This is a genomic window from Cryobacterium sp. TMB3-10, from assembly GCF_004402305.1.
GTDB lineage: Bacteria > Actinomycetota > Actinomycetes > Actinomycetales > Microbacteriaceae > Cryobacterium > Cryobacterium zongtaii.
Map to the genome: position 1 here is coordinate 35,660 of NZ_SOGH01000030.1, position 20,369 is coordinate 56,028.

14 protein-coding genes are annotated in these 20,369 nt (G+C 70.8%); 10 read left to right on the forward strand and 4 right to left on the reverse strand.

Annotation, left to right across the window (positions count from 1 at the left end):
* Window positions 1–128: 128 nt before the first annotated feature.
* Window positions 129–1,358: a DUF4192 family protein gene (locus tag E3T22_RS15625; protein ID WP_134408541.1), complete on the forward strand. Its 1,230-nt coding sequence runs from the start codon at window positions 129–131 to the stop codon at window positions 1,356–1,358.
* A 6-nt stretch (window positions 1,359–1,364) separates the two neighbouring features.
* Here the strand turns inward: E3T22_RS15625 and E3T22_RS15630 are convergent, their stop codons facing one another.
* From E3T22_RS15630 to E3T22_RS15645, 4 genes are read right to left on the reverse strand one after another with little or no spacing between them, the layout of a single operon-like run.
* Window positions 1,365–1,781, reverse strand: coding sequence for a VOC family protein (locus E3T22_RS15630; protein WP_088455462.1), 417 nt, complete (start codon window positions 1,779–1,781; stop codon window positions 1,365–1,367).
* A 9-nt stretch (window positions 1,782–1,790) separates the two neighbouring features.
* A complete protein-coding gene (locus tag E3T22_RS15635; protein ID WP_088457897.1) occupies window positions 1,791–2,249 on the reverse strand; it encodes a helix-turn-helix transcriptional regulator in 459 nt (152 codons plus the stop codon).
* A gap of 32 nt (window positions 2,250–2,281) precedes the next feature.
* Entirely contained in the window at window positions 2,282–3,706 is a 1,425-nt protein-coding gene (locus E3T22_RS15640; RefSeq protein WP_134408540.1) for an aspartate aminotransferase family protein, read from the reverse strand.
* Between the two features lie 5 nt (window positions 3,707–3,711).
* Window positions 3,712–4,194 (reverse strand): Lrp/AsnC family transcriptional regulator, encoded by a 483-nt coding sequence (locus tag E3T22_RS15645; RefSeq protein ID WP_134480616.1) that lies wholly within the window; start codon window positions 4,192–4,194, stop codon window positions 3,712–3,714.
* Between the two features lie 94 nt (window positions 4,195–4,288).
* On the opposite strand from E3T22_RS15645, the gene E3T22_RS15650 reads away from it, so the two are divergent.
* From E3T22_RS15650 to E3T22_RS15690, 9 genes are all read left to right on the forward strand, one after another.
* The gene (locus tag E3T22_RS15650) at window positions 4,289–5,716 is read left to right on the forward strand and encodes a gamma-aminobutyraldehyde dehydrogenase (protein WP_134480617.1); all 1,428 of its coding nucleotides are present in this window, start codon (window positions 4,289–4,291) and stop codon (window positions 5,714–5,716) included.
* A 46-nt stretch (window positions 5,717–5,762) separates the two neighbouring features.
* Window positions 5,763–6,827 carry an FHA domain-containing protein gene (locus tag E3T22_RS15655; protein ID WP_134480618.1) on the forward strand — a complete coding sequence of 355 codons (1,065 nt, stop codon included), beginning with the start codon at window positions 5,763–5,765 and terminating at the stop codon, window positions 6,825–6,827.
* Between the two features lie 48 nt (window positions 6,828–6,875).
* Window positions 6,876–7,736: a PP2C family serine/threonine-protein phosphatase gene (locus E3T22_RS15660; protein WP_134480619.1), complete on the forward strand. Its 861-nt coding sequence runs from the start codon at window positions 6,876–6,878 to the stop codon at window positions 7,734–7,736.
* Window positions 7,737–7,866: 130 nt separating this feature from the next.
* Window positions 7,867–9,312, forward strand: coding sequence for a serine/threonine-protein kinase (locus E3T22_RS15665; protein ID WP_088455468.1), 1,446 nt, complete (start codon window positions 7,867–7,869; stop codon window positions 9,310–9,312).
* Window positions 9,309–15,224: an Ig-like domain-containing protein gene (locus E3T22_RS15670; protein ID WP_134479858.1), complete on the forward strand. Its 5,916-nt coding sequence runs from the start codon at window positions 9,309–9,311 to the stop codon at window positions 15,222–15,224. The genes E3T22_RS15665 and E3T22_RS15670 overlap by 4 nt, the downstream gene beginning before the upstream one ends.
* 59 nt (window positions 15,225–15,283) lie before the next feature.
* Complete coding sequence (locus E3T22_RS15675; RefSeq protein ID WP_103459661.1) at window positions 15,284–16,264, forward strand: MoxR family ATPase; 981 nt, start codon at window positions 15,284–15,286, stop codon at window positions 16,262–16,264.
* Entirely contained in the window at window positions 16,254–17,426 is a 1,173-nt protein-coding gene (locus tag E3T22_RS15680) for a DUF58 domain-containing protein (RefSeq protein ID WP_103459619.1), read from the forward strand. The genes E3T22_RS15675 and E3T22_RS15680 overlap by 11 nt, the downstream gene beginning before the upstream one ends.
* Window positions 17,423–19,753 carry a transglutaminase domain-containing protein gene (locus E3T22_RS15685; protein WP_134479856.1) on the forward strand — a complete coding sequence of 777 codons (2,331 nt, stop codon included), beginning with the start codon at window positions 17,423–17,425 and terminating at the stop codon, window positions 19,751–19,753. Before E3T22_RS15680 ends, E3T22_RS15685 begins: the two co-directional genes overlap by 4 nt.
* A gap of 38 nt (window positions 19,754–19,791) precedes the next feature.
* Window positions 19,792–20,355: an FHA domain-containing protein gene (locus tag E3T22_RS15690; protein ID WP_241983706.1), complete on the forward strand. Its 564-nt coding sequence runs from the start codon at window positions 19,792–19,794 to the stop codon at window positions 20,353–20,355.
* Window positions 20,356–20,369: the final 14 nt, after the last annotated feature.

Consider the following 20,369-nt stretch of genomic DNA (forward strand, 5'->3'; position numbering starts at 1 on the left):
TTGAGATTATCAGCCGCACCCGGCCCCACCCCGCCGACCGAGTAGTGCACAGGCCACCGGCCCGGCAGGTTCTGCACAGGTCGGCCGGCGTCCGGTCGCCCTGGCCGGATCCGGCGCACCGTCGAGGCATGCAGAAGACAATCGTGAAGACCCCGACTCCCCAGGATTTCCTCGCCCTCGTGCCCCAACTTGTGGGCTTCCACCCCGCCCAAAGCCTGGTGCTCGTCGCGTTCCGCGGCAACCGCACCTGCGGTGCGCTGCGGTTCAACCTCCCCAGCCCCGACGCCGGTCCGCAGGAACTCCGACGCATCGCCGGCGCCCTGCTCGGCACCCTGTGCAAGATTCCCGGCGTTGACGCCCTCGTACCGGTGAGCTACACCGACGAGTCGATCGGCGACGCCCCGGCGACCGACGTGGCCGACCTGCCGCAGGGCGCGTTCCTGCGGGCGATCCTCACCCGCGCCGGCCAGGCCGGCTTCCTGGTGCGCGACGCCCTGTGCGTGGCCGCGGATGGCTGGGCCTCCTACCTGGACGCCGCACCTGACCGTGGCCGGCCACGCAAGCAACCGCTGCGGCATCCGCTCCGCGAAATCAAGGACTCCAGCGTCAGCGAGGGATTCCCAGGCGACGCCCGCCGTGAACTGGGCCGGTTGCACACCGGCGCCGAGTTGCCCAGGGTGGACCTCGCCACCCGGGAACGCTGCGCCAGGCGCCTGGCCCGCTACCAACGGCTCGGCCCCGACCTGGGGCCGGTCCCTGAGCTGATCGAGATGGTCGGCGACATGCTCGACCCTGTCGGCACCGCGGAATCCGCGCTGGGCGTGAACCCCGCCGAGCTCAGCATCGACGAGGCCGCCGCGCTGCTCTTCCTGATTCAGGGTCCGGCCACCCGCGACCAGATGATGCTGCAGTTCGCCTTCGGCGAGGCCGAGGGCCACCGCAGCCTGGCGCTGAACCGGCACTACGCCAGACGGCAGCGGGAGACGGGCCTGAGCATGGACGACGTCGTCGAGGCCGACATGGCGGCCGGCCGGGCCCTGCAGGAAGACTCGCCGACGACCGGGGACCTGATGCTCGGCCTCAGTCGGGACCGGCCGGACCCGGAACGGGTCAGCCGGGGCATCCGGCTGCTCAAGCTGCTCGTGGCGATGGCACCCCGGTCGGCCAGGCCGGCGCCGCTGTGCATGCTGGCCTGGCTGAGCTGGACGCTGGGCCGAGGGTCGGTCGCGGGAATCTACATCGACACGGCCCTGGACATCGACGGCGAGTACGGCATGGCGCGGCTGCTGTTGCAGCTGATCGGCAGCGGCCACCTGCCGGAGTGGGCCTTCGAGGTGCCCGACGAGACGGACCTCTGAGCCCGTTCAGGCAGCCGGGGCCTGCGCGATGCGCACGGTGTTTCCGGACGGATCCCGGAAGGCGCAGTCGCGTGGGCCCCAGGGCTGGTCGGTGGGCTCCTGGAGCACCTCGGCGCCGGACGCACGCACGGTCTCGAACGTCGCGTCGACGTCGTCCGAGCGGAACACGAGCATCGGCAGGACCCCCTTGGTGAGCAGCTCCTGGAGCGCATCGCCGTCGGCCGGCGACCGGCCGGCGTGCGGCTCCGACAGCACGATCTCGAGACCGGGCTGGGCATCGCTGCCGAGAGTGACCCAGCGGAATTTTCCGGACGGCACGTCGCTGCGCACCTCGAGCCCGAGCGCGTCCCGGTAGAACGCGATCGCCTCGTCGACATCGTTGACGGTGATGTTGCAGTACTGGAGTGAGATTGTCGTTGTCATGCGACGAATCTAGGCCGCTAGCGTCCGGCGCGCTTCTTGGATCCTGCTCGATTCGCGGGCAGTGCCCGGCGGGCGCCGAACCGGGCGGGTGTGAGTCTGGGCGACACAGGCCGGCATGGCCGTCACGGACGCGTGCGTGCGCGCCCGATAGGCGCTCGGAGCCTCGCCGACGATCTCGGCGAACCGGGTGCTGAACGAGCCCAGCGAGGTGCAGCCGACCCTCATGCAGGCATCCGTGACGCTCGCGCCACCGCGGAGCAACGCCATCGCCCGCTCGATCCGGCGGGTCATCAGGTAGCTGTACGGCGTCTCGCCGTACGCCGCCCGGAACCGTCGGGAAAAGTGCGCGGGCGACATCAGCGCCCGGCGCGCCATGGTGGGGACGTCGAGCGGGTTCGCGTACTCCCGATCGATCAGGTCCCGGGCCCGGCGCAGGCAGGCGAGAATCTCGAGTTCCTGCGGAGTCACCATTTCACGCTAGCACCGGGCCGAGCGACCGGCTAGAGGTGCTTCGGCGCCTCCGACAGCACGCCGTGCAGGATGTCGCCGATCTCGTGGATCTCGGCCGGGCCGATGGTCAGCGGCGGTGCGAGCTGCACGACGGGGTCGCCCCGGTCATCCGCCCGGCAGTACAGCCCCGCCTCGAACAGCGCACCGGACAGGTATCCGCGCAGCAACCGCTCGGACTCCGCGTCGTTGAAGGTCTCCTTGGTGGCCTTGTCCTTGACCAGCTCGATGCCGAAGAAGTACCCCTCGCCGCGCACATCACCCACGATCGGCAGTTCGAGCAGCTTCTCCAGCTCCGCCCTGAACACCGGCGAATTCTCCCGCACGTTCTCGTTGAGCTTCTCCTCCTCGAAAATGTCGAGGTTGGCCAGCGCCACCGCTGCGGAGACCGGATGGCCGCCGAAGGTGTAGCCGTGATAGAACGCCGTGTCGCCGTGCTTGAACGGTTCGTAGATGCGGTCGCTGATGATCGTCGCGCCGATCGGAGAGTACCCGCTGGTCATGCCCTTGGCGCAGGTGATCATGTCCGGTTCGATGCCGAAGGTCGTCGAGGCGAACATGTTGCCGATCCGGCCGAACGCCGTGATGACCTCATCGGCCACCAGCAGCACGTCGTAGGTGTCGCAGATCTCGCGCACCCGCTTGAAGTAGCCCGGCGGCGGTGGGAAACAGCCGCCGGAGTTCTGCACGGGCTCCAGGAACACCGCGGCCACGGTTTCCGGCCCCTCGAACTGGATCATCTCTTCGATACGGTTCGCGGCCCACAGACCGAACGCTTCCACGTCGTCGCCGTGCCCCGAACCCATCTCATCGGCCCGGTAGAAGTTGGTGTTCGGCACCCTGAACCCGCCGGGGGTGACCGGCTCGAACATCTCCTTGAGCGCGGGGATACCTGTGATCGCCAGGGCACCCTGGGTGGTGCCGTGATAGGCGACCGAGCGGGAGATCACCTTGTGCTTGGTGGGCCGGCCCTGCAACTTCCAGTAGTACTTGGCCAGCTTGAACGCGGTTTCGACGGCCTCGCCACCGCCGGTGGAGAAGAACACCCGGTTGAGGTCGCCCGGGGCATGCTCGGCCAGCCTGTCGGCGAGCTCGATGGCGCTCGGGTGCGCGTAGGACCAGAGCGGGAAAAACGCGAGTTCCTCGGCCTGCGTCGCGGCCGCCTGGGCGAGGCGTTTGCGGCCGTGACCGGCGTTCACCACGAACAACCCGCTCAGGCCGTCGATGTAGCGCTTGCCGGTGGAGTCCCAAATGTGGTGGCCGAGCCCCTTGGTGATGACGGGAACACCGGCACCGGATTCCAGCACCGACTGGCGGGCGAAGTGCATCCAGAGGTGGTCCTTCGCCTTCTGCTGCAGGTCGGCGTTCTCGGCGTCGGTGTAGACGCGCGGGCCGATGGTGGGCTCTGTGATGGTCATCGCGGTTACCGTGTTCCCCAGTTGTACAACTGTTTGTGAAGCTTGAGGTAGACGAAGGTCTCGGTCGAGGCGACCCCCTCAAGCGCGCGGATCTGTGAATTGAGCAGGGCGATCAGTTCGTCGTCGTTCTCGCAGACGACCTCGGCCAGGATGTCGAAGGAACCTGCGGTGAGCACGACGTAGTCGACGGAGGCGATCGCGGCGAGCTGATCGGCCAGGACCCGGGTGTCTCCGGTGGCGCGGATGCCGATCATGGCCTGCCGGTAGAAGCCCAGCTGCATGGGGTCGGTCACCGCGACGACCTGCATGACCCCGGCCTCGGTGAGTTTCTGCACACGTTGGCGCACCGCGGCCTCGCTCAGACCGACAGCCTTGCCGATCTCGGCGTAGGACCGCCGGCCGTCCACCTGCAGCTGCTCGATGATCTTCTTGGACACATCGTCCAGTTGCGCGGGCCGACCCGCACTGCCGCGTCCATTGCTGCTCATCACCCGATTGTGACAGTGAAGGGGCTATGCGGCAAGTGAATCAGTCGTGAAACACGAGTTTCACAACGGATTCCGGGCGGCTAGGCTGACGCGCATGAGCGCGCTACGCAACTTCATCAACGGCGACCACGTCGAGTCCACCTCAGCGACCACCATCGACCTCATCGACCCTGCCACCGAGCAGAGCTACGGCTCCAGCCCGGTGTCGACCGCCGCCGACGTGGATTCGGCCTACCGGGCCGCCGCGGCCGCATTCGAGGGTTGGGGCGAATCCACCCCCGCCGAACGCCAGCTGGCCCTGTTCCGCATCGCCGATGCCGTCGAGGCGCGCGCAGAGGAATTCGCCGACGCGGAATCCCGGGACACCGGCAAACCGCGCAGCACCCTCGTCGACGACGAAATCCTGGTGTCGGTGGACCAGATCCGGTTCTTCGCCGGTGCCGCCAGGGTGCTCGAGGGCAGAAGCGGCGGCGAGTATATGAAGGACCACACCTCTTTCATCCGCCGGGAGCCGATCGGCGTCGTCGGTCAGGTGACACCGTGGAATTACCCGCTGAACATGGCGGTGTGGAAGTTCGCCCCGGCGCTCGCCGCCGGCAACACCACGGTGCTCAAGCCCTCCGACACCACCCCGAGCGCCACCCTGCTGCTGGCGGAAGTGGCTGCGGAGTTCCTGCCGCCGGGCGTGTTCAACGTGGTGATGGGGGATCGCAGCACCGGAGCGGCGATGATCGACCACAAGATCCCGCAACTGGTCTCGATCACCGGTTCGGTGCGCGCCGGCATGGAGGTGGCCGGGGCCGCCGCCACCGACCTCAAACGGGTGCACCTGGAGCTCGGCGGCAAGGCGCCGGTCGTCGTCTTCGACGACGCCGACATCGCGCAGGCCGTTGAGGGCATCAGCGCGGCAGGCTTCTTCAACGCCGGCCAGGACTGCACGGCAGCCACCCGGGTGCTCGTGCAGGCCGGCATCCACGACGAGTTCGTGGCGGCGCTCGCCGCCCACGCCGCCCAGAACGCCCGCACCGGGCCGCCGAGCGAGGCGGGCATCCTGTTCGGACCGGTGAACAACCGCAACCAGCTGGACCAGGTGACCGGCTTCATCGACCGGCTGCCCGACCACGCCGTGGTCGAGCTCGGCGGCCACCGGCAGGGCAGCACCGGCTATTTCCACGAGGCCACCGTGGTGAGCGGACTGCGGCAGAGCGACGAGGCGGTGCAGCGTGAGATCTTCGGCCCGGTGATCACCGTGCAGAGCTTCACCGATGAAGCCGAGGCCCTGGCCTGGGCCAACGACGTGCAGTACGGGCTGGCCTCGTCGGTGTGGACCTCCAATCATGGGCGGGCCATGCGGATGGCCAAGCGCCTGGACTTCGGCTGCGTCTGGATCAACACCCACATTCCGATCGTCGCCGAGATGCCGCACGGCGGGTTCAAACACTCCGGCTACGGCAAGGACCTGTCAATGTACGGCTTCGAGGACTACACCCGGATCAAGCACGTGATGAGCTACATCGGCTGAGTCGACTCGGCCGTCGGGTTTAGCATCAAAGGAACGAGGGAGCCTGATGCAACTGGGACGGGTCGGCTGCGAGACCGCGCCGTTGGAGAGCGCCGAATGGACGTTCGTGGTGGGCCGCGGGTTCCTGGCCGTTGTGCCCGCCAGCACCGCCAGCCCCGTCGTGGCCGCCCTGCACGCCCTCGCCGCTGAGACCGCCGTCACGCTCGAGGCGCTCGTGTCGCTGATCCCGCTTGGCGGTGCTGGAGAACCGGACGCGTTCGCGGTGATCGTGCCGGGCGTCCGCCGCGCCGGCGACGGGACAAACGGAGACGACCCGACGCAAGACGGCATCCCCGTGCACGCCGTCGTGCGTGGAGCCATCGCCGTGGACGTCTTCTCGATCGGGGGATCCCGCCGGTTCACCGACCGCAACATCAGGCCCTGGCTGCTGGCGGAGTTCCAGTCCGTGACCGGGCTGGTGATCGGCTCGCCCCTGGCCGCCGTCGCTCGGTCCGACCGGCTGGCTGCCGGGCGGATGCTGGGCACGGGCATCGACGCCGGCGACACCCTGTTCTGGTCGGTCGCCGGGGGACCGGACGACACCGCTGACACTGTACTTCGCCCCAGGCGGATCGTGGACGACACCGTCGTGCTCGACCGGCGGATGCGTGACCGCGTTGTCGTCGTGGCTGCCGGCGCACCGGCCGTCGAGCCCTCGGACGAACCGGCCGACCCATCCGCCGGCGAATCCGCCGCCGGATCTTCCGCCGACGAACCCGCCGACCGGCCGGGGCCCCACGGGTTCAGGTTGGCCACCGGCGAGGTGGTGCGACTGGGCGCGGTGTACCGGATCGGGCGGAGCCCCCGGCCCCGGCGCATCCAGCCCGGTGAGCGGCTGGAGCTGATCGTGGTGGCCTCAGCGACAGCGCTCGTCTCGGCGAATCACCTCGAAATCCGGCAGGACGGCGACGCCGTCGTCGTCACCGACCTCGGTTCGACGAACGGCACACTGGTTCATTTTCCCCTCGGTCGCACCCAGCGGTTGCGCTTCGGAGCCTCGCTCACGGTGCTGCCCGGTACAACGGTGGACATCGGGGACGGTAACCTGATCGAGATACTGCCAGCGGACTGACCGTCGTTCGCTGCGTTGCCGCACGTTTGTATTCGGAAGGCACCACCCGTGACCCAGATAGGTCAAGGCTCACCCAGCCACACGATCGCGCTCCCCGCGGTGAAGAAATCCGTCACCCTGGCCTGGTCCGCGCTCACCGACGTTGGTCATCGCCGCGAAGTCAATGAAGACAGCCTGGTAACCCGATCACCCATTTTTGCGGTGGCCGACGGCATGGGCGGCCACTCCGCCGGCGATGTCGCCAGCAAGGCCGTGGTGACCCGGCTCGCCGAACTGGGCAGCGACGCTGATACGACGGCAGAGGCCATCAACCGGGCCCTCGCCCTCGCCGTTGACGACATGAAGGCCGGCGAAGGCGTCACCGACCTGGGCACCGGCACCACCGTCACCGGCGTTGCCGTGGCCATCGTCTCGGATGCCCCGCAGTTCATCGCGTACAACATCGGCGACTCGCGGGTCTACCAGCTCAACTCCGGGGTCCTGGAGCAGGTGACGGTCGACCATTCGGTGGTGCAGGAGCTCGTCGACGCGGGCCGGATCACCCGTGAGGAAGCGGATGTGCATCCGCACGGAAATGTGATCACCCGGGCCGTCGGATTCCACGAACCACCGGTGCCCGATTATCGCATCCTGCCGCTGACGGCGGGCCAGCGCATCCTGGTCTGTTCGGACGGTCTCACCAAGGAGCTGACCGCATACGGCATCCGGCATTTTCTGCTGTCGAACCCGAAGGCCGAGGACGCCGTCGCGGCCCTGGTGACCGCGGCGCTGGAGAACGGCGGCCGCGACAACGTGACCGCGATAGTCCTGGACGTGCTCAGCGTCGACGATCTCGACGGTAGTCAAGACGAGAGTGTTCATGACGCCGGTGTTCATGACGACGCGGCCGACGCCGCTGCCGGGGCCTGACGACCCGCAGCCGTAGAATTGTGCAGGGTTGTCGATACCCGTGACGACGACCACATCCTGCGATCAGGCAGGGCAAGCAGGCAATCCGGTCGGTTCCTTCGACCGTTCGAGACGATTCACGGGAGGCGCCATGGCGGTAAGACTGCCGTCGACGCCCCCGGCCCTGCCGGGGTTCTCCTACCTGAGGCCGTTGGGTGCCGGTGGCTTCGCCGATGTGTTCCTGTACGAACAGAACCTGCCGCGGCGCCAGGTGGCAGTCAAGGTCCTCATCGCCGAGGTTGTCAGCGACCCGGTCAGGCGTCTGTTCCAGGCCGAGGCGAACCTGATGGCTCAGCTGTCAGCCCACCCGTCGGTGCTCACGGTGTTCCAGGCCGGGGTGTCCGCCGACGGCCGCCCGTTCCTGGTGATGGAGTACTGCTCCAACGCCCTCGAGCAGCGCTACCGGTCGGGCCGCCTGCCGGTGTCCGAACTGCTCCGGATCGGGGTGACCATCGCCAGCGCCGTGGAGACCGCCCATCGGGCCGGCGTGCTGCACCGGGACATCAAGCCGTCGAACATCCTGATCACCGCGTACGGGCATCCGGTGCTGTCCGACTTCGGCATTGCGGCCACCCTCGGTGAGGTGGAGGAGAGCGACCAGGTCGGGCTCTCGATCCCATGGTCGGCGCCCGAGGTGCTGTTCGACGAGAGCCCGGGCTCGGTGGCCGCCGAGGTCTGGTCACTCGGGGCGACGCTCTACACGCTGCTGGCCGGCCGGTCGCCGTTCGAACTACCCGGCGATCGCAACGGGCCCGCCCAGCTGATGGCCCGCATCCAGAAGATGGCCCTGCCGCCCATCGGTCGGCCCGACGTGCCGGAGCGCCTGGAGCTGGTGCTGGCCCGGGCCCTCTCCAAACGCCCCGAGCGGCGCCAGGCCAGTGCGCTCGAGCTGATCCGGGAGCTGCAGGCCGTAGAGGCCGAGCTCGGGCTCGCCCAGACTCCGCTCGAGCTCGCGACGGCCGAGTGGGAAGCCCAGGCCGCCGGGGACGCCGACGATCAGACCCGCATCACCGGCCTGGTCTCCGTGGACGCTCAGCCGGCCCGCCGCCAACGTCGGGAGTCGGGCGCCGCCCGCACCGCTGCTTCGCCGGCCCGCGCCGACCCGACCCGCGCCGACCGTCCGCGCCCCGCCCAGCGGCGGCGCACTCTCGCGGCCGTCGTCGCCGGCGGCCTGCTGGTGGTCGGGCTCGGCGTCGTCGCCGGCGCCCTGCTGCTCGGCCCGGTGCTCTCCGGCGCTCCCGCGAGCCCGGGGGACTCCGCGCTGCCGCGGGTCAGCGATGTCACCGGCCGAGCGGGCGATGGCACCATTGTGTTCAGCTGGGCCGACCCGGGCCTGCGCGACAGTGACAGCTACGTGGTCAGCCTGCGGAGCGGCGAGAGCAGCATCCAGCGCGGCACCCAGTTCACGGTCCAGACCGACACCGCGCCGAGCGGTGCCCGGACGCCGGTCTGCGTCACCGTGAGCGTGAACCGCGACGGACGCACCGGCGCCGCCAGCACCGAGAAGTGCGTCGACCCGGCCACGGGAGCGCAATGATCCGCCGCTGGCTGGCCACGCACCGCTCCCTCGCCGCCTCGATCACCGGCGGAACCCTGGTCACCGCCCTGGTGGTCACCGTCGCGGTGGTCTCCGGCGGCTACACCGCGCAGAAAGTCGACCTGGGTGACGCAGCCGTGTGGGTGGCCAGCGAAACCCGGCAGCTGGTGGGCAGAGTCAACACCGAGATCGCCGAACTGAACACCGTGGTTCCCGTCGAATCCGACCGCACCTCCGTGGTGCAGCACGGTGGGACAGTGCTCGTGGTCGACGCCGGCAACGGCACCCTGGACATCCTCGACCCGGCCACCGCGACGGTCACCGACAGTGTGGCGCTGCCGCCGGATGCCCCCGAGGTGCGTCTGGCGGGTGACCTAGCCGCGATCTCGGCCGACGGCGACCTCTGGCGGGCGAACAGCGCCGACCTGGCGACTTTCGACAGCACCACAGATCCCGCCCTCGCGCTGGGCACCGGGACCCTGTTCAGCCTCGACGCGGTCGGCGTCCTGTTCGCGTTCACCCCGGCCACGCAGACCCTCGTGCGGATCGACCCCGACCACCCGGATGCCGTCGCCGAGACGAGGACGGTATCGGCCGGGGACCCCTCAGACGTCTACCAGCTCAGCCAGGTGAACGGCAGCTGGGTGCTGCTGAACACGACTACCGGCATCCTGCACCTACCCCAACGCGCCGTCGACCTCACCGGCAGCCTCACTGACCTGCCCCGACTGCAGGAGCCGGCGACGGCCGGCGACAGGGTTCTGATCGCGCACCGCAGCGGTCTGCTCAGCGTGCCACTCGACCGTGGGGCTGCCACCGAACTCCTGGCCGATCAGTCTGTCGCCGGCAGCCCGGCCGCGCCTGCCCAGGACGGTCGATGTGCCTACGCGGCGTGGGCGGACGGCACCGCCTGGCAGGCCTGCGGCATCGGCTCGCCGGCTGGAACCACGGCAACCCTCGCCGGACTCGCCGGCGACGCGCGCCTGGAATACCGGCAGAACGGCACCCGGCTGCTGCTCAACGACGCCCGCAACGGCGCCACCTGGAACGTGCAGCGGGACAACGAACTCATCGACAACTGGGACGACCTCATCGACCCGGTCTCCGACCAGCAGGAGGTGACCAGCGCCACCGACGACACCCCGCCGGACTACGAGGACACCCAGCTGCCGCCGGTCGCGATCGACGACGCGTTCGGCGCCCGCCCCGGCCGCACGGTCACCCTGCCGGTGCTCCTGAACGACTACGACCCCAACGACGACGTGCTGGTCATCGACGGTGTGGAACCGCCGCCGGCCGAGCAGGGCCGCATCGACCTGGTCGCCGGCAACCAGCAGCTGCAGCTCACCCTCACCCCTGAGGCGTCCGGCAGCCTCAGCTTCGACTACACGGTCAGTGACGGACGCGGCGGCACCGCCGACGCCACCGTCACGGTCACGGTCCGCAGCCCGGACGAAAACTCCGCCCCCGCACAGGCCCGCCAGACCCGGGCCACCGTCGCGGCCGGCGGCAGCGTCGAGACCCAGGTGCTCGGCGACTGGATCGACCCGGACGGTGACCCGTTCTACCTCACCGCGGCCACCGCCGCGGCCCCGGACACCGCGACCTCGGCGCCGGCCGGCGCCGTGCTGTTCACGGATGCCGGCGACGGCGGCGACGCCGCCCAGGTCGGCCTCGCCGTCTCGGACGGCAGCCTCACCGGCGCGGGGACCCTGGACGTGACGGTGCGTGCGGCCGGGACCGTGCCCATCGTCGCCGACGCGTTCGCCGTGCGCACCACGGCGGGCAGCGAGGTCACCGTCGCTCCGCTGGAGCACGCCCGCGGCGGCAATGGTCCGCTCCGCCTGGGCGCTGTGCCAGACAAGCCCGGTGTCAGCATCACGGCGGACTTCGCCGGCGGAACCTTCAGGTTCGCCACCGACACCGTCGGCGTGCACTACCTGGACTACGCGGTGACCGACGGCGCGACCACCGTGACCGGGCTGATCCGGGTCGACGTCGACCCCGCCCCTGACAGCCCCGGCCGGCCCATCACGGTGCCGCATACCGCCTTCCTGCGCCCGCAGCAGCCCACCGTCATCGACGTGCTCGCAACCGACATCGATCCGGCCGGGGGAGTGCTGCTGGTCACCGGAAGCTCCAACGTGCCTGCCGGCAGCGGACTGACCGTCGAGATCCTCGACCAGCACCTTCTGAGGGTCACCCTGACCCGCCCGCTCGAGTCGGGCACGACCAGCTTCGACTACACGGTGAGCAACGGCCTTGCCTCGGCCACCGGCACCGTCACGGTGATCGAGATCCCCGCGGCGACCACCAGACAGCCGCCCGTCGCGGCGGCAGACTCGGTGTCGGTCCGGGTCGGCGACACCATCGACATCCCCGTGCTCGTCAACGACGAACACCCCGACGGCGACCCGCTTACTCTCGACCCCGTGCTCTCGACCCCGCTGCCCGCCGGCGCCGGGCTGCTCTTCGCCTCCGGCCGGGTGTTGCGCTACCTCGCCCCGGCCAGCACCGGCAACTTCACCGCCGTGTACAGGGTGAGCGCCCCTGACGGGCAGTTCGCCAACGCCGAGGTGCGCATCTCGGTGCGGGAGACCGACGCCGCCACCAACAACCCGCCGCTGCCGCCCACCGTCACCGCCCGGGTGCTGGCGGGTGACACCGTGCGCATCCAGATCCCGCGCACCGGGATCGACCCCGACGGTGACTCCGTGCAGCTGCTCGGCCAGGAGACCAACCCCGAGAAGGGCACCGTCACCGCCATCGACGCCGACTCGCTCAGCTACCGGGCCGGCGACTACTCAGCGGGTACAGACACCTTCAGCTACGCCGTCATCGACGCCCTCGGCGCCCGTGCCACCGGCACCGTGCGGGTGGGCATCAGCCCGCGCCCGGACGGGGCCCGCAACCCGGTCGCCGTGCCGGATGAGGTGACCGTGCGGCCCGGATCCCGGGTGTCGGTGCGGGTGCTCGGCAACGACTCCGACCCCGACGGCGGCGCACTGAGCATCACCGCGGTCGAGGCGACGGATGGTGCCGCGAGCGGGGCCGCCGGCACCGCCGTCGTCGACGGTGACCTCGTCGTGGTGCGCGCCCCGAACGTCAACGGCCGGTACGGCTTCGTCTATCAGATCCAGAACGAGCGCGGCGGCACCGGCTCCGCGTTCCTCACCGTCGTCGTGACCCCGGACGCCCCCCGGGCCCTCCCCGAGGCCGCCGACACCCGGTTGAGGCTCTCCGATGTGCTGGGCCGCGACACCGTCGACGTCGACGTGCTCGCCAGGGTGTTCTTCGCGGAAGGGTCGGCCAGGGACCTGTTGCTGGCCGTCCTGCCCGGCTACGACGGCGCGGCGACGGTCACCGACACCGCCCGGATCCGCGTGTCCGTCGCCAAGACCAGCCAGATCATCCCGTTCAGCGTCAGCCACCCCCAAGACCCCGAGATCATCGCCTACGCGTTCGTCTGGGTACCGGGAACCGACGACGCCCTCCCGCAGCTGCGGGCCGGGGCCGCCAAACTCGTCGTGGCCAGCGAGGCCACCATCGACATCGACATCAACGACTACGTCGTCGCCGTCGGCGACAAGCCCGTGCAACTGACCGACCGCAACACCGTGCGTGCCACGCACGCCAACGGCGCTGAACTCGCAACGGGTGCCCATACGCTCGCGTTCACCAGCGCGGACCAGTATTTCGGGCCCGCCTCCATCTCCTTCGAGGTGACCGACGGCGCCAGTGCGACCGACCCCGCCGGACGCACTGCCACGATAGTGCTGCCGATCACCGTGACACCGCGGGAGAACCAGCCGCCCGCATTCGACGGGGCGGGAATCGACTTCGAACCCGGCCAGAAGAAAGTCATCGACCTGGCCAAGCTCACCTCCTACCCCTACCCGGAGGACCGCGACGAACTCGCCTACACTGTGCTCGACCCGGTGCCGACCGGCTTCGAGCAGACGCTGAACGGCAGCCTGCTCACCGTGACCGCTCTGGACGGCACCCCGAAGGGCAGCACCAGCGCGGTCACGATCGGGGTGCGCGACGACCTCAGCACCGGAAAGGCCGGGCGCGTCGAACTGAAGGTCGTGGCCTCCACCAGACCCCTCGCGCTGCCGGCGACGGATGCGGCCATCGCGCCCCGCGGGCGCAGCACCGTCATCGATGTGCTCGCCAACGACGGCGCCACCAACCCGTTCCCCGCGGTCCCACTGCGCGTGCTCGCGGTACGCGGGCTGGATGCGGCCGCGCTGCCCGCCGGGGTGACGATCACACCCAGCGCCGACAACAGCAGACTCACCGTGCGGGTGTCCGCCGACGCGCAGCCCACCGACAGCACCCTGCAGTACCAGGTCGCTGACGCCACCAACGACCCCGACCGGTACACCTGGGGCACCGTTCGGGTATCGGTGCAGGACGTTCCCGACGCCGTCACCGGGCTGCGGGCCACGGGCTTCTCCGACGGACGCGTCACCGTGGTCTTCAACCCCGGCGCCGCCAACAACTCGCCCATCACCGGCTACCAGGTGACCACCCTCGACGCCGCCTCCGGCCGCCCCCTCGGCAGCACAGTGTGCGCGGCCACTTCCTGCACCCTCGCCACACCCGGCAACGGGCAGGCGAACGCCGTGCGCGTCAGCGTCGCCGCGCAGAACGGCGTCGGCACAGCGACGGCAGCCACCCTCGCCGCCACGGTCTGGTCCGACGTGATCCCGGCCGCACCCACCGGGCTCACCGCCGTGCCCGAAGACGGTGCCCTGCTGCTCGGCTGGGACGTCGTGGCGGCGACGGGCGGCGGCACCGCCATCCGCGGCTACCAGGTCAGTGTCGCCGGGGTCGCCCAACCCGAGGTGAGCGCCACCGGAGCCCGCTGCGCGGCCGCCCGCTGCACCCTGCGCGTAGACGGCCTGGCCAACGGGACCAGCATTGGCTACACCGTCAGTGCCCGCAACGACGCCTACCCCGCCCTGTCGAGCTGGAACACCACCGCCGCCACCGGAACGCCGTACGGCGCGGCGGTCGCCGGCGGGATCACCGCGACGGCGACCGATGTCAGCGGCGCCGTCACCGTGACCTGGGACGGTTTCGCCGATCGCGGCGACGCCGTCGCGGGCTACTTCGTGCAGCGGATCAGCGGCGGCGGGCAGCCCACCGGCGCGCAGGCCTGCTCGGTGTCGAGCCCCGCGCCCGGCACCGTCACGGCACCCCGCGCCGGAGGGGTGGTGCTCGACCAGAAAAGTGTGCCGGCCGGCGGGCGCAGCGCCGTGTTCGACGGCCTGCTCGCCGACGATGGCAGTTACTCATTCGTGGTCTGGGGGTACAACCGGGCCGGCTGCGCGGCGACCGCCGTTGCCACGGTCCTGGTGCGGCCCGCTCCCGGCGCGATCAGCCAGGTGCAGGGTGCGATGGAGCAGCAGGGTGACGCCTGGGACTACCACCTCACCGGGGTGACCCCGTCAGCCGGTGTCGACCACTACAACATCCGGGCCGCGGATGGCTCCGGCTCGGTACAGCGCTTCGGCGGCAGCACCTGGCCGCGCGACCTGCTCGGCCTGCCGTTCGGCTCCGCGGTGGCCTTCCAGCTGCAGGCCTGCACGGTGTGGGGCTCCTGCGGGCCGTGGTCGGGCACCACCACCGCGCCGGAGGCATCCGTCACCTTCACCGTGACCGGACTGGCCTACGACGGCCCGTCCGGCCGGTTCTCCTGGACCGGCGCGCCGCAGAACGGCACCCTCGCGGCGACCTTCGCGTGCGCGGTCGCCGGAACGGCGTCGACTCCGGCCGACAGCGCCACCACCTGCACCCTGCCCGGCCCGCTGCCCGAATCCGGCACAGTGCTGCTCACCGTGACGGTGGACGGCCACACCTTCGACTACTCCCGCCCGATCCCGAAGAAAGCGATCACCCCATGACCCTGACCCCCGATCGTGTGAGCCCAGGCCAGCCGGGCGCCCGCCGCGACGCCGACCTGATGAGCATCGAGGAAGCCGGTCAGTTCGCGACCCTGTTCGACAGGCTGGTGCGCGGCGTCGAGGAGGTCGTGCTGGGCAAGCAGCACGTCATCAGGCTGGCGTTCACCGCCCTGTTCAGTGAGGGCCACCTGCTCCTGGAGGACGTTCCCGGCACCGGGAAGACCTCACTGGCCCGTGCCATCGCGCAGAGCGTGCGCGGCACCAGCAACCGGGTGCAGTTCACTCCCGACCTGCTGCCGGGCGACATCACCGGCGTGAGCATCTTCGACCAGCGAACGGCCACCTTCGAATTCCACCGCGGACCGGTGTTCGCCAACATCGTGCTGGCCGACGAGATCAACCGGGCCAGCCCCAAGACCCAGGCCGCACTGCTCGAGGTGATGGAGGAGGGCCAGGTCACCGTTGACGGTGTCACCCACAGGGTGGCGGGCCCGTTCATGGTGATCGCGACCCAGAACCCCATCGAGCAGGCCGGCACCTACAGGCTTCCGGAGGCCCAGCTGGACAGGTTCCTGATGAAGACCTCGATCGGCTACCCCGACCACGCGGCCACCGTGCGCATTCTGGAAGGCGCCGGCCGGCGCGCCCACGACGGCCGCCTGGCGCCGGTGCTCTCGGCCGAGTCCGTCGTCGAAGTGGCGGCGCTGGCCCGCACGGTGTTCGTCGACGCGACCATCAACGACTACGTCGCCCGACTCGTCGACGCCACCCGCACCAGCCCGGAGGTACGCCTGGGCGCCAGCGTGCGGGGTGCCCTCGCGCTCATCCGCACCGCCAAGACCTACGCGGCCTCCCAGGGCCGCCACTACGTGACCCCCGACGATGTGAAGGCGCTCGCCGAACCCGTGCTCGCGCACCGGCTGCTGCTGGACGCGGAGGCCGAATTCGACGGGGTCAGCGCGTCGAGCGTGATCGGCCGGATCCTGGTCGAGACGCCGCCGCCGCGCAGCGGGGAGGACCAGAGGCCGGATGTCCTCTAGACGAACCCGGCTGCTCCAGGCCGTCACACCGCTCGGCTGGGGCGTCGCCGGATGCGCGGCGGCACTTCTCGGCGCCGGCTACGGCCTGGGCTGGGCCGAACTCACCGCGATCGGCTGGGCGGCCGCCGTCCTGGTGGTCGGCGCGCTCGCGCACCTGCTCGGCCAGAGCGGCCACCACATCACGTTGACCCTGCCCGTCGAGAGGGTCGTCGCGGGGGAGCGGGTGCCCGGACAGGTCGACGTGCACAACCCGACCGGCCGGCGTCTGGCCGCCGTGACGGTTCAGGTACCGGTGGGCGCCGGGCTGGCCGAATTCCCGATGCCGTCCCTGGCCGCCCGAGCCGGCATCAACGAGGTGTTCGTGGTTCCCGCCGAGCGCCGGGGCATCATCCCGATCGGGCCCGTGCACACAGTGCGGGCCGATCCGGTGGGGTTGGTGCGGCTGGAGACGGTGCTCGCCCAGCGGATCGACCTCTACGTGCACCCGCGCACCATCGCCATCCCCAGCATGAGCCAGGGCTTCGTGCGCGACCTCGAGGGTCAACCCACCCGCGACCTCACCGCCAGCGACGTGGCGTTCCACGCGCTGCGCGAGTATCAGAGCGGCGACGAGCGGCGTAGCATCCACTGGAAGAGCACTGCCAAGACCGGCCGGCTCATGGTGCGCCAATACGAGCAGACCCGCCGCAGCCACCTGCTCGTGGCCCTGAGCCTGGCCACGGGCGACTTCGCCGACGACGAGGAATTCGAGCTCGCCGTCAGCGCGGCCGGCTCGCTGGGCATCCGGGCGATCCGTGATGCACGCACGGTGTCGGTGCTGGCCAGCTCGCGCCAGCTCAGCACGCTCACCCCCACCCGGCTGCTCGACGACCTGAGCGGCGTCGACCTGGCGCCAGACGCCGACGGCGTCCGCGCACTGTCCAGGCGGGCCGCCGCCGCCGTCGACGGGCTGTCGGTGGCGTTCCTGCTCTGCGGATCTGCGACGCCGTTGGCCGCACTGCGCGCCTCCGCGGCGGGATTCCCGCTCGGAGTCGAGGTGGTCGCCGTCGTCTGCGAGCCAGGGGCCCGCCCGGGCCTCCGCCGGGCCGGCGGACTGAGCCTGCTCACCATCGGCTTCCTCGACGACCTGCAGCACAGCCTGGCCCGGGGGGCCGCCGCATGAGCGGGCGCTTCATCATCGGCAACACCGTGGCCCTGTTGGCTGCCACCGGTGTGGCCGCCGCCGCCCTGTGGCCGATTTACCAGACCGGCGCCTTCGTGCTGCTCGTCGCCGTCGCCGCGGTGCTCGGCTGCGGCATCGCCCTCGTCGGCACCGCGTTCCGCTGGCCGGCCTGGCTGGTCGGCCTCACGACCATCGGCGGTTATCTCCTCGTCGGGGTTCCGCTGGCCGTGCCCGGCCGGGCCCTCTACGGGGTGCTGCCGAGCTTGGCCGGCCTCGCCGAGCTGGTGCCGGCCACGGCGCTCGGCTGGAAGCAACTCGTGACCATCGTGCTGCCGGTCGGGTCGTACCAGGCTCTGCTGGTTCCCGCGCTGATCCTGGTGCTGCTCAGCAGCGTCATCGGGCTCTCGGTGGCCCTCCGCAGCCGGGCCGCGGAACCGGCCCTGCTGGCGCCGGTGCTGCTGTTCGTGGCCGGCATCGCACTCGGCCCCAGCCAGGCCACGGCGCCCACACTGCTGGGCCTCGCGCTGTTCGCCGTGCTGGTGCTCTGGCTGCTCTGGCTGAACCTGGAACGCCGCCGGGGTCGCCTGCTGGTGTCGGCGACCGCGGCGCGGCTGCCGGCGGCCGACCGGCGGATGGGCGCGGCCCGGTCCGTGGTCGTCGCGGCTCTCGGGCTGACGGTGGCGGTCCTGGCCGGCACCGTCGCCGCCGTCGCCCTGCCGCCCACCGCGGCCAGGGACGTGCTGCGCACCCGAGTGGTGGCGCCTTTCGACGCCCGCGCCTACCCGAGTCCGCTGTCCGCGTTCCGCAACTACCAGCAGCCGGACCTCGCCGACACCGTGCTCTTCGAGGTCGAGGGGCTCCCGGCCGGCGGGCGCATCCGGCTGGCAACCCTCGACGACTACGACGGGGTGGTGTATTCGGTGGGCACCGCGGATGCGGCGGGGCCGGACTCCGGCACCTTCACCAGGCTGCCCTACCGTCTCGACCAGAGTGCCGTGCGCGGCGACGAGGTCTCCCTGTCGGTGTCGATCCGGGAGTACGACGGCGTCTGGGTGCCCGGCGTCGGAGCGCTGGAACAGATCGAGTTCACCGGCGCCACCGCGGCCGCCCGCCAGGAGTCGTTCGTGTACAACGACCTCGGTGGGACCGCCGCCGTGGTCACCGGCCTGGAGGAGGGCGACAGCTACACCAGCACCGCCGTCGTGCCCACTCTCGTCGGTGACCTGGCAGATGCCCGGCCCGGCTCCGCGGTCCTACCGCCCGCCGCGGTGCTGCCCGACGGCCTCGAAGGAACCCTGGCCGGTGTCCTGCGGCCGGGCGACACGCCGGGCCAGAGCCTGCAGGCCGTGCTCTACTTCCTGGCCACGACCGGATACGTCAGCCACGGCACCGCCGGGGAACCCGTCAGCCGGTCCGGGCACGGTGTTGACCGCATCGACGAGCTGCTGCAGGACCAGCCGATGCTCGGCGATGCCGAACAATACGCGGTCACGGCGGCTCTGATGGCCCGGCAGATCGGCTTTCCGGCGCGGGTGGTGGTGGGCTTTGTACCCGCCGCGGAGGGTGCTACCGCCCCGGTGACCGGCGCCGACGCCTCGGCGTGGATCGAGGTGCAGACCCAGGCCGACGGCTGGGTGGCGCTGGATCCCAACCCGCCCGTCCGGGAGATCCCGGCCCGCCAACCCGACGACCCCGCTCCGATCTCCCGCCCGCAGACCGTGCTGCCCCCGCCGGTGCCGGAGACCGCCGAACAACCCGAGCCCAGCCAGCCGGAAAGCCAGACCACCGACCCGCCCGCCGCTGCCGACCCGTTCTGGGCTGTGGTCAGGCTGATCGTGAGCATAGCGGCCTGGTCCCTGCTCGGGTTCGGCCTTCTCGCCGCACCGTTGCTCGGCATCGTTGTCGCCAAGTGGCGGCGTCGCCGACAGCGCCGTCTGGCCCACCGGCCGATCGACCGCATCGTGGGTGGCTGGCGGGAATTCGCCGACAGCGTGACCGATCACGGCCTGTTCGTGCCGCCCCTGGCGACCCGCACCGAGCTGGCCCGATCCGTCGGCGGAGTGCGCGCTCTCTGGCTGGCCCGGGAGGTGGACCGGGCCGTCTTCGCTCCCGACGGGGCGGCGGAGATCGACCCTGACGGCATCTGGGTGTCGGTGCGGGAGCTGCAGAATGGCCTGCGGGCCGGACTCAACCGTCGGGACCGCCTGCGCGCGGTCATCTCGGTGCGGTCATTCGGTCGCTACGCTAAGAGAACTGCCGGGCGGGATGGCCGGCGCAGGCGCAGGCTGTGGGGAGCTCGCGAGAGCACGAAGGGACCGGGTCAGTGAACTGCCAAATTTGCGGGGCGCACCTGCCAGAAGGCGCAATGTTCTGCGGCGGCTGCGGCAGCTCGACCTCGGCGACCCCCATCACCCGCAAGCGCGCCGACCCGCGCCCCAGCGACACCACCATTATCCAGCCGCTCGCACCCCGCACCACGGTGATCTCGGTGCCGTGGTGGCCGGCGGGTAACGGCCCTGCCGATGACCAGCCGGCCGATGGCGGGCCCCCGACCGTTCGCCCCGCCGGCGCTCACGCGGCGGCACCGGCCGAGAAGTCGCAGCCCGCACGGTACACCCTGCAGTTCAGCACCGGCGAAACCGTTTCGGTGCGCGGCAGTGGTCTCATCGGCCGCCGCCCGCTGCCCCAGCCGTCGGAACAGTTCGACCACCTGATCCAAATCACCGACCTGGGCATGTCGGTGTCCAAGAGCCACCTCGAATTCGGCCAGCACGACGGCGAGTTCTGGGTCAACGACAGGTTCTCCGGCAACGGCACCGTCGTGCGGCGGGCGCCGGCGCCGGCGCTGCGCTGCGAGCCGGGCCGGCGGTATCTGGTGGGCCGGGGTGCCAGGGTCGAGATCGGCGACCAGTTCTTCATGGTGCTCTAAGGCCTCGCCGCTCC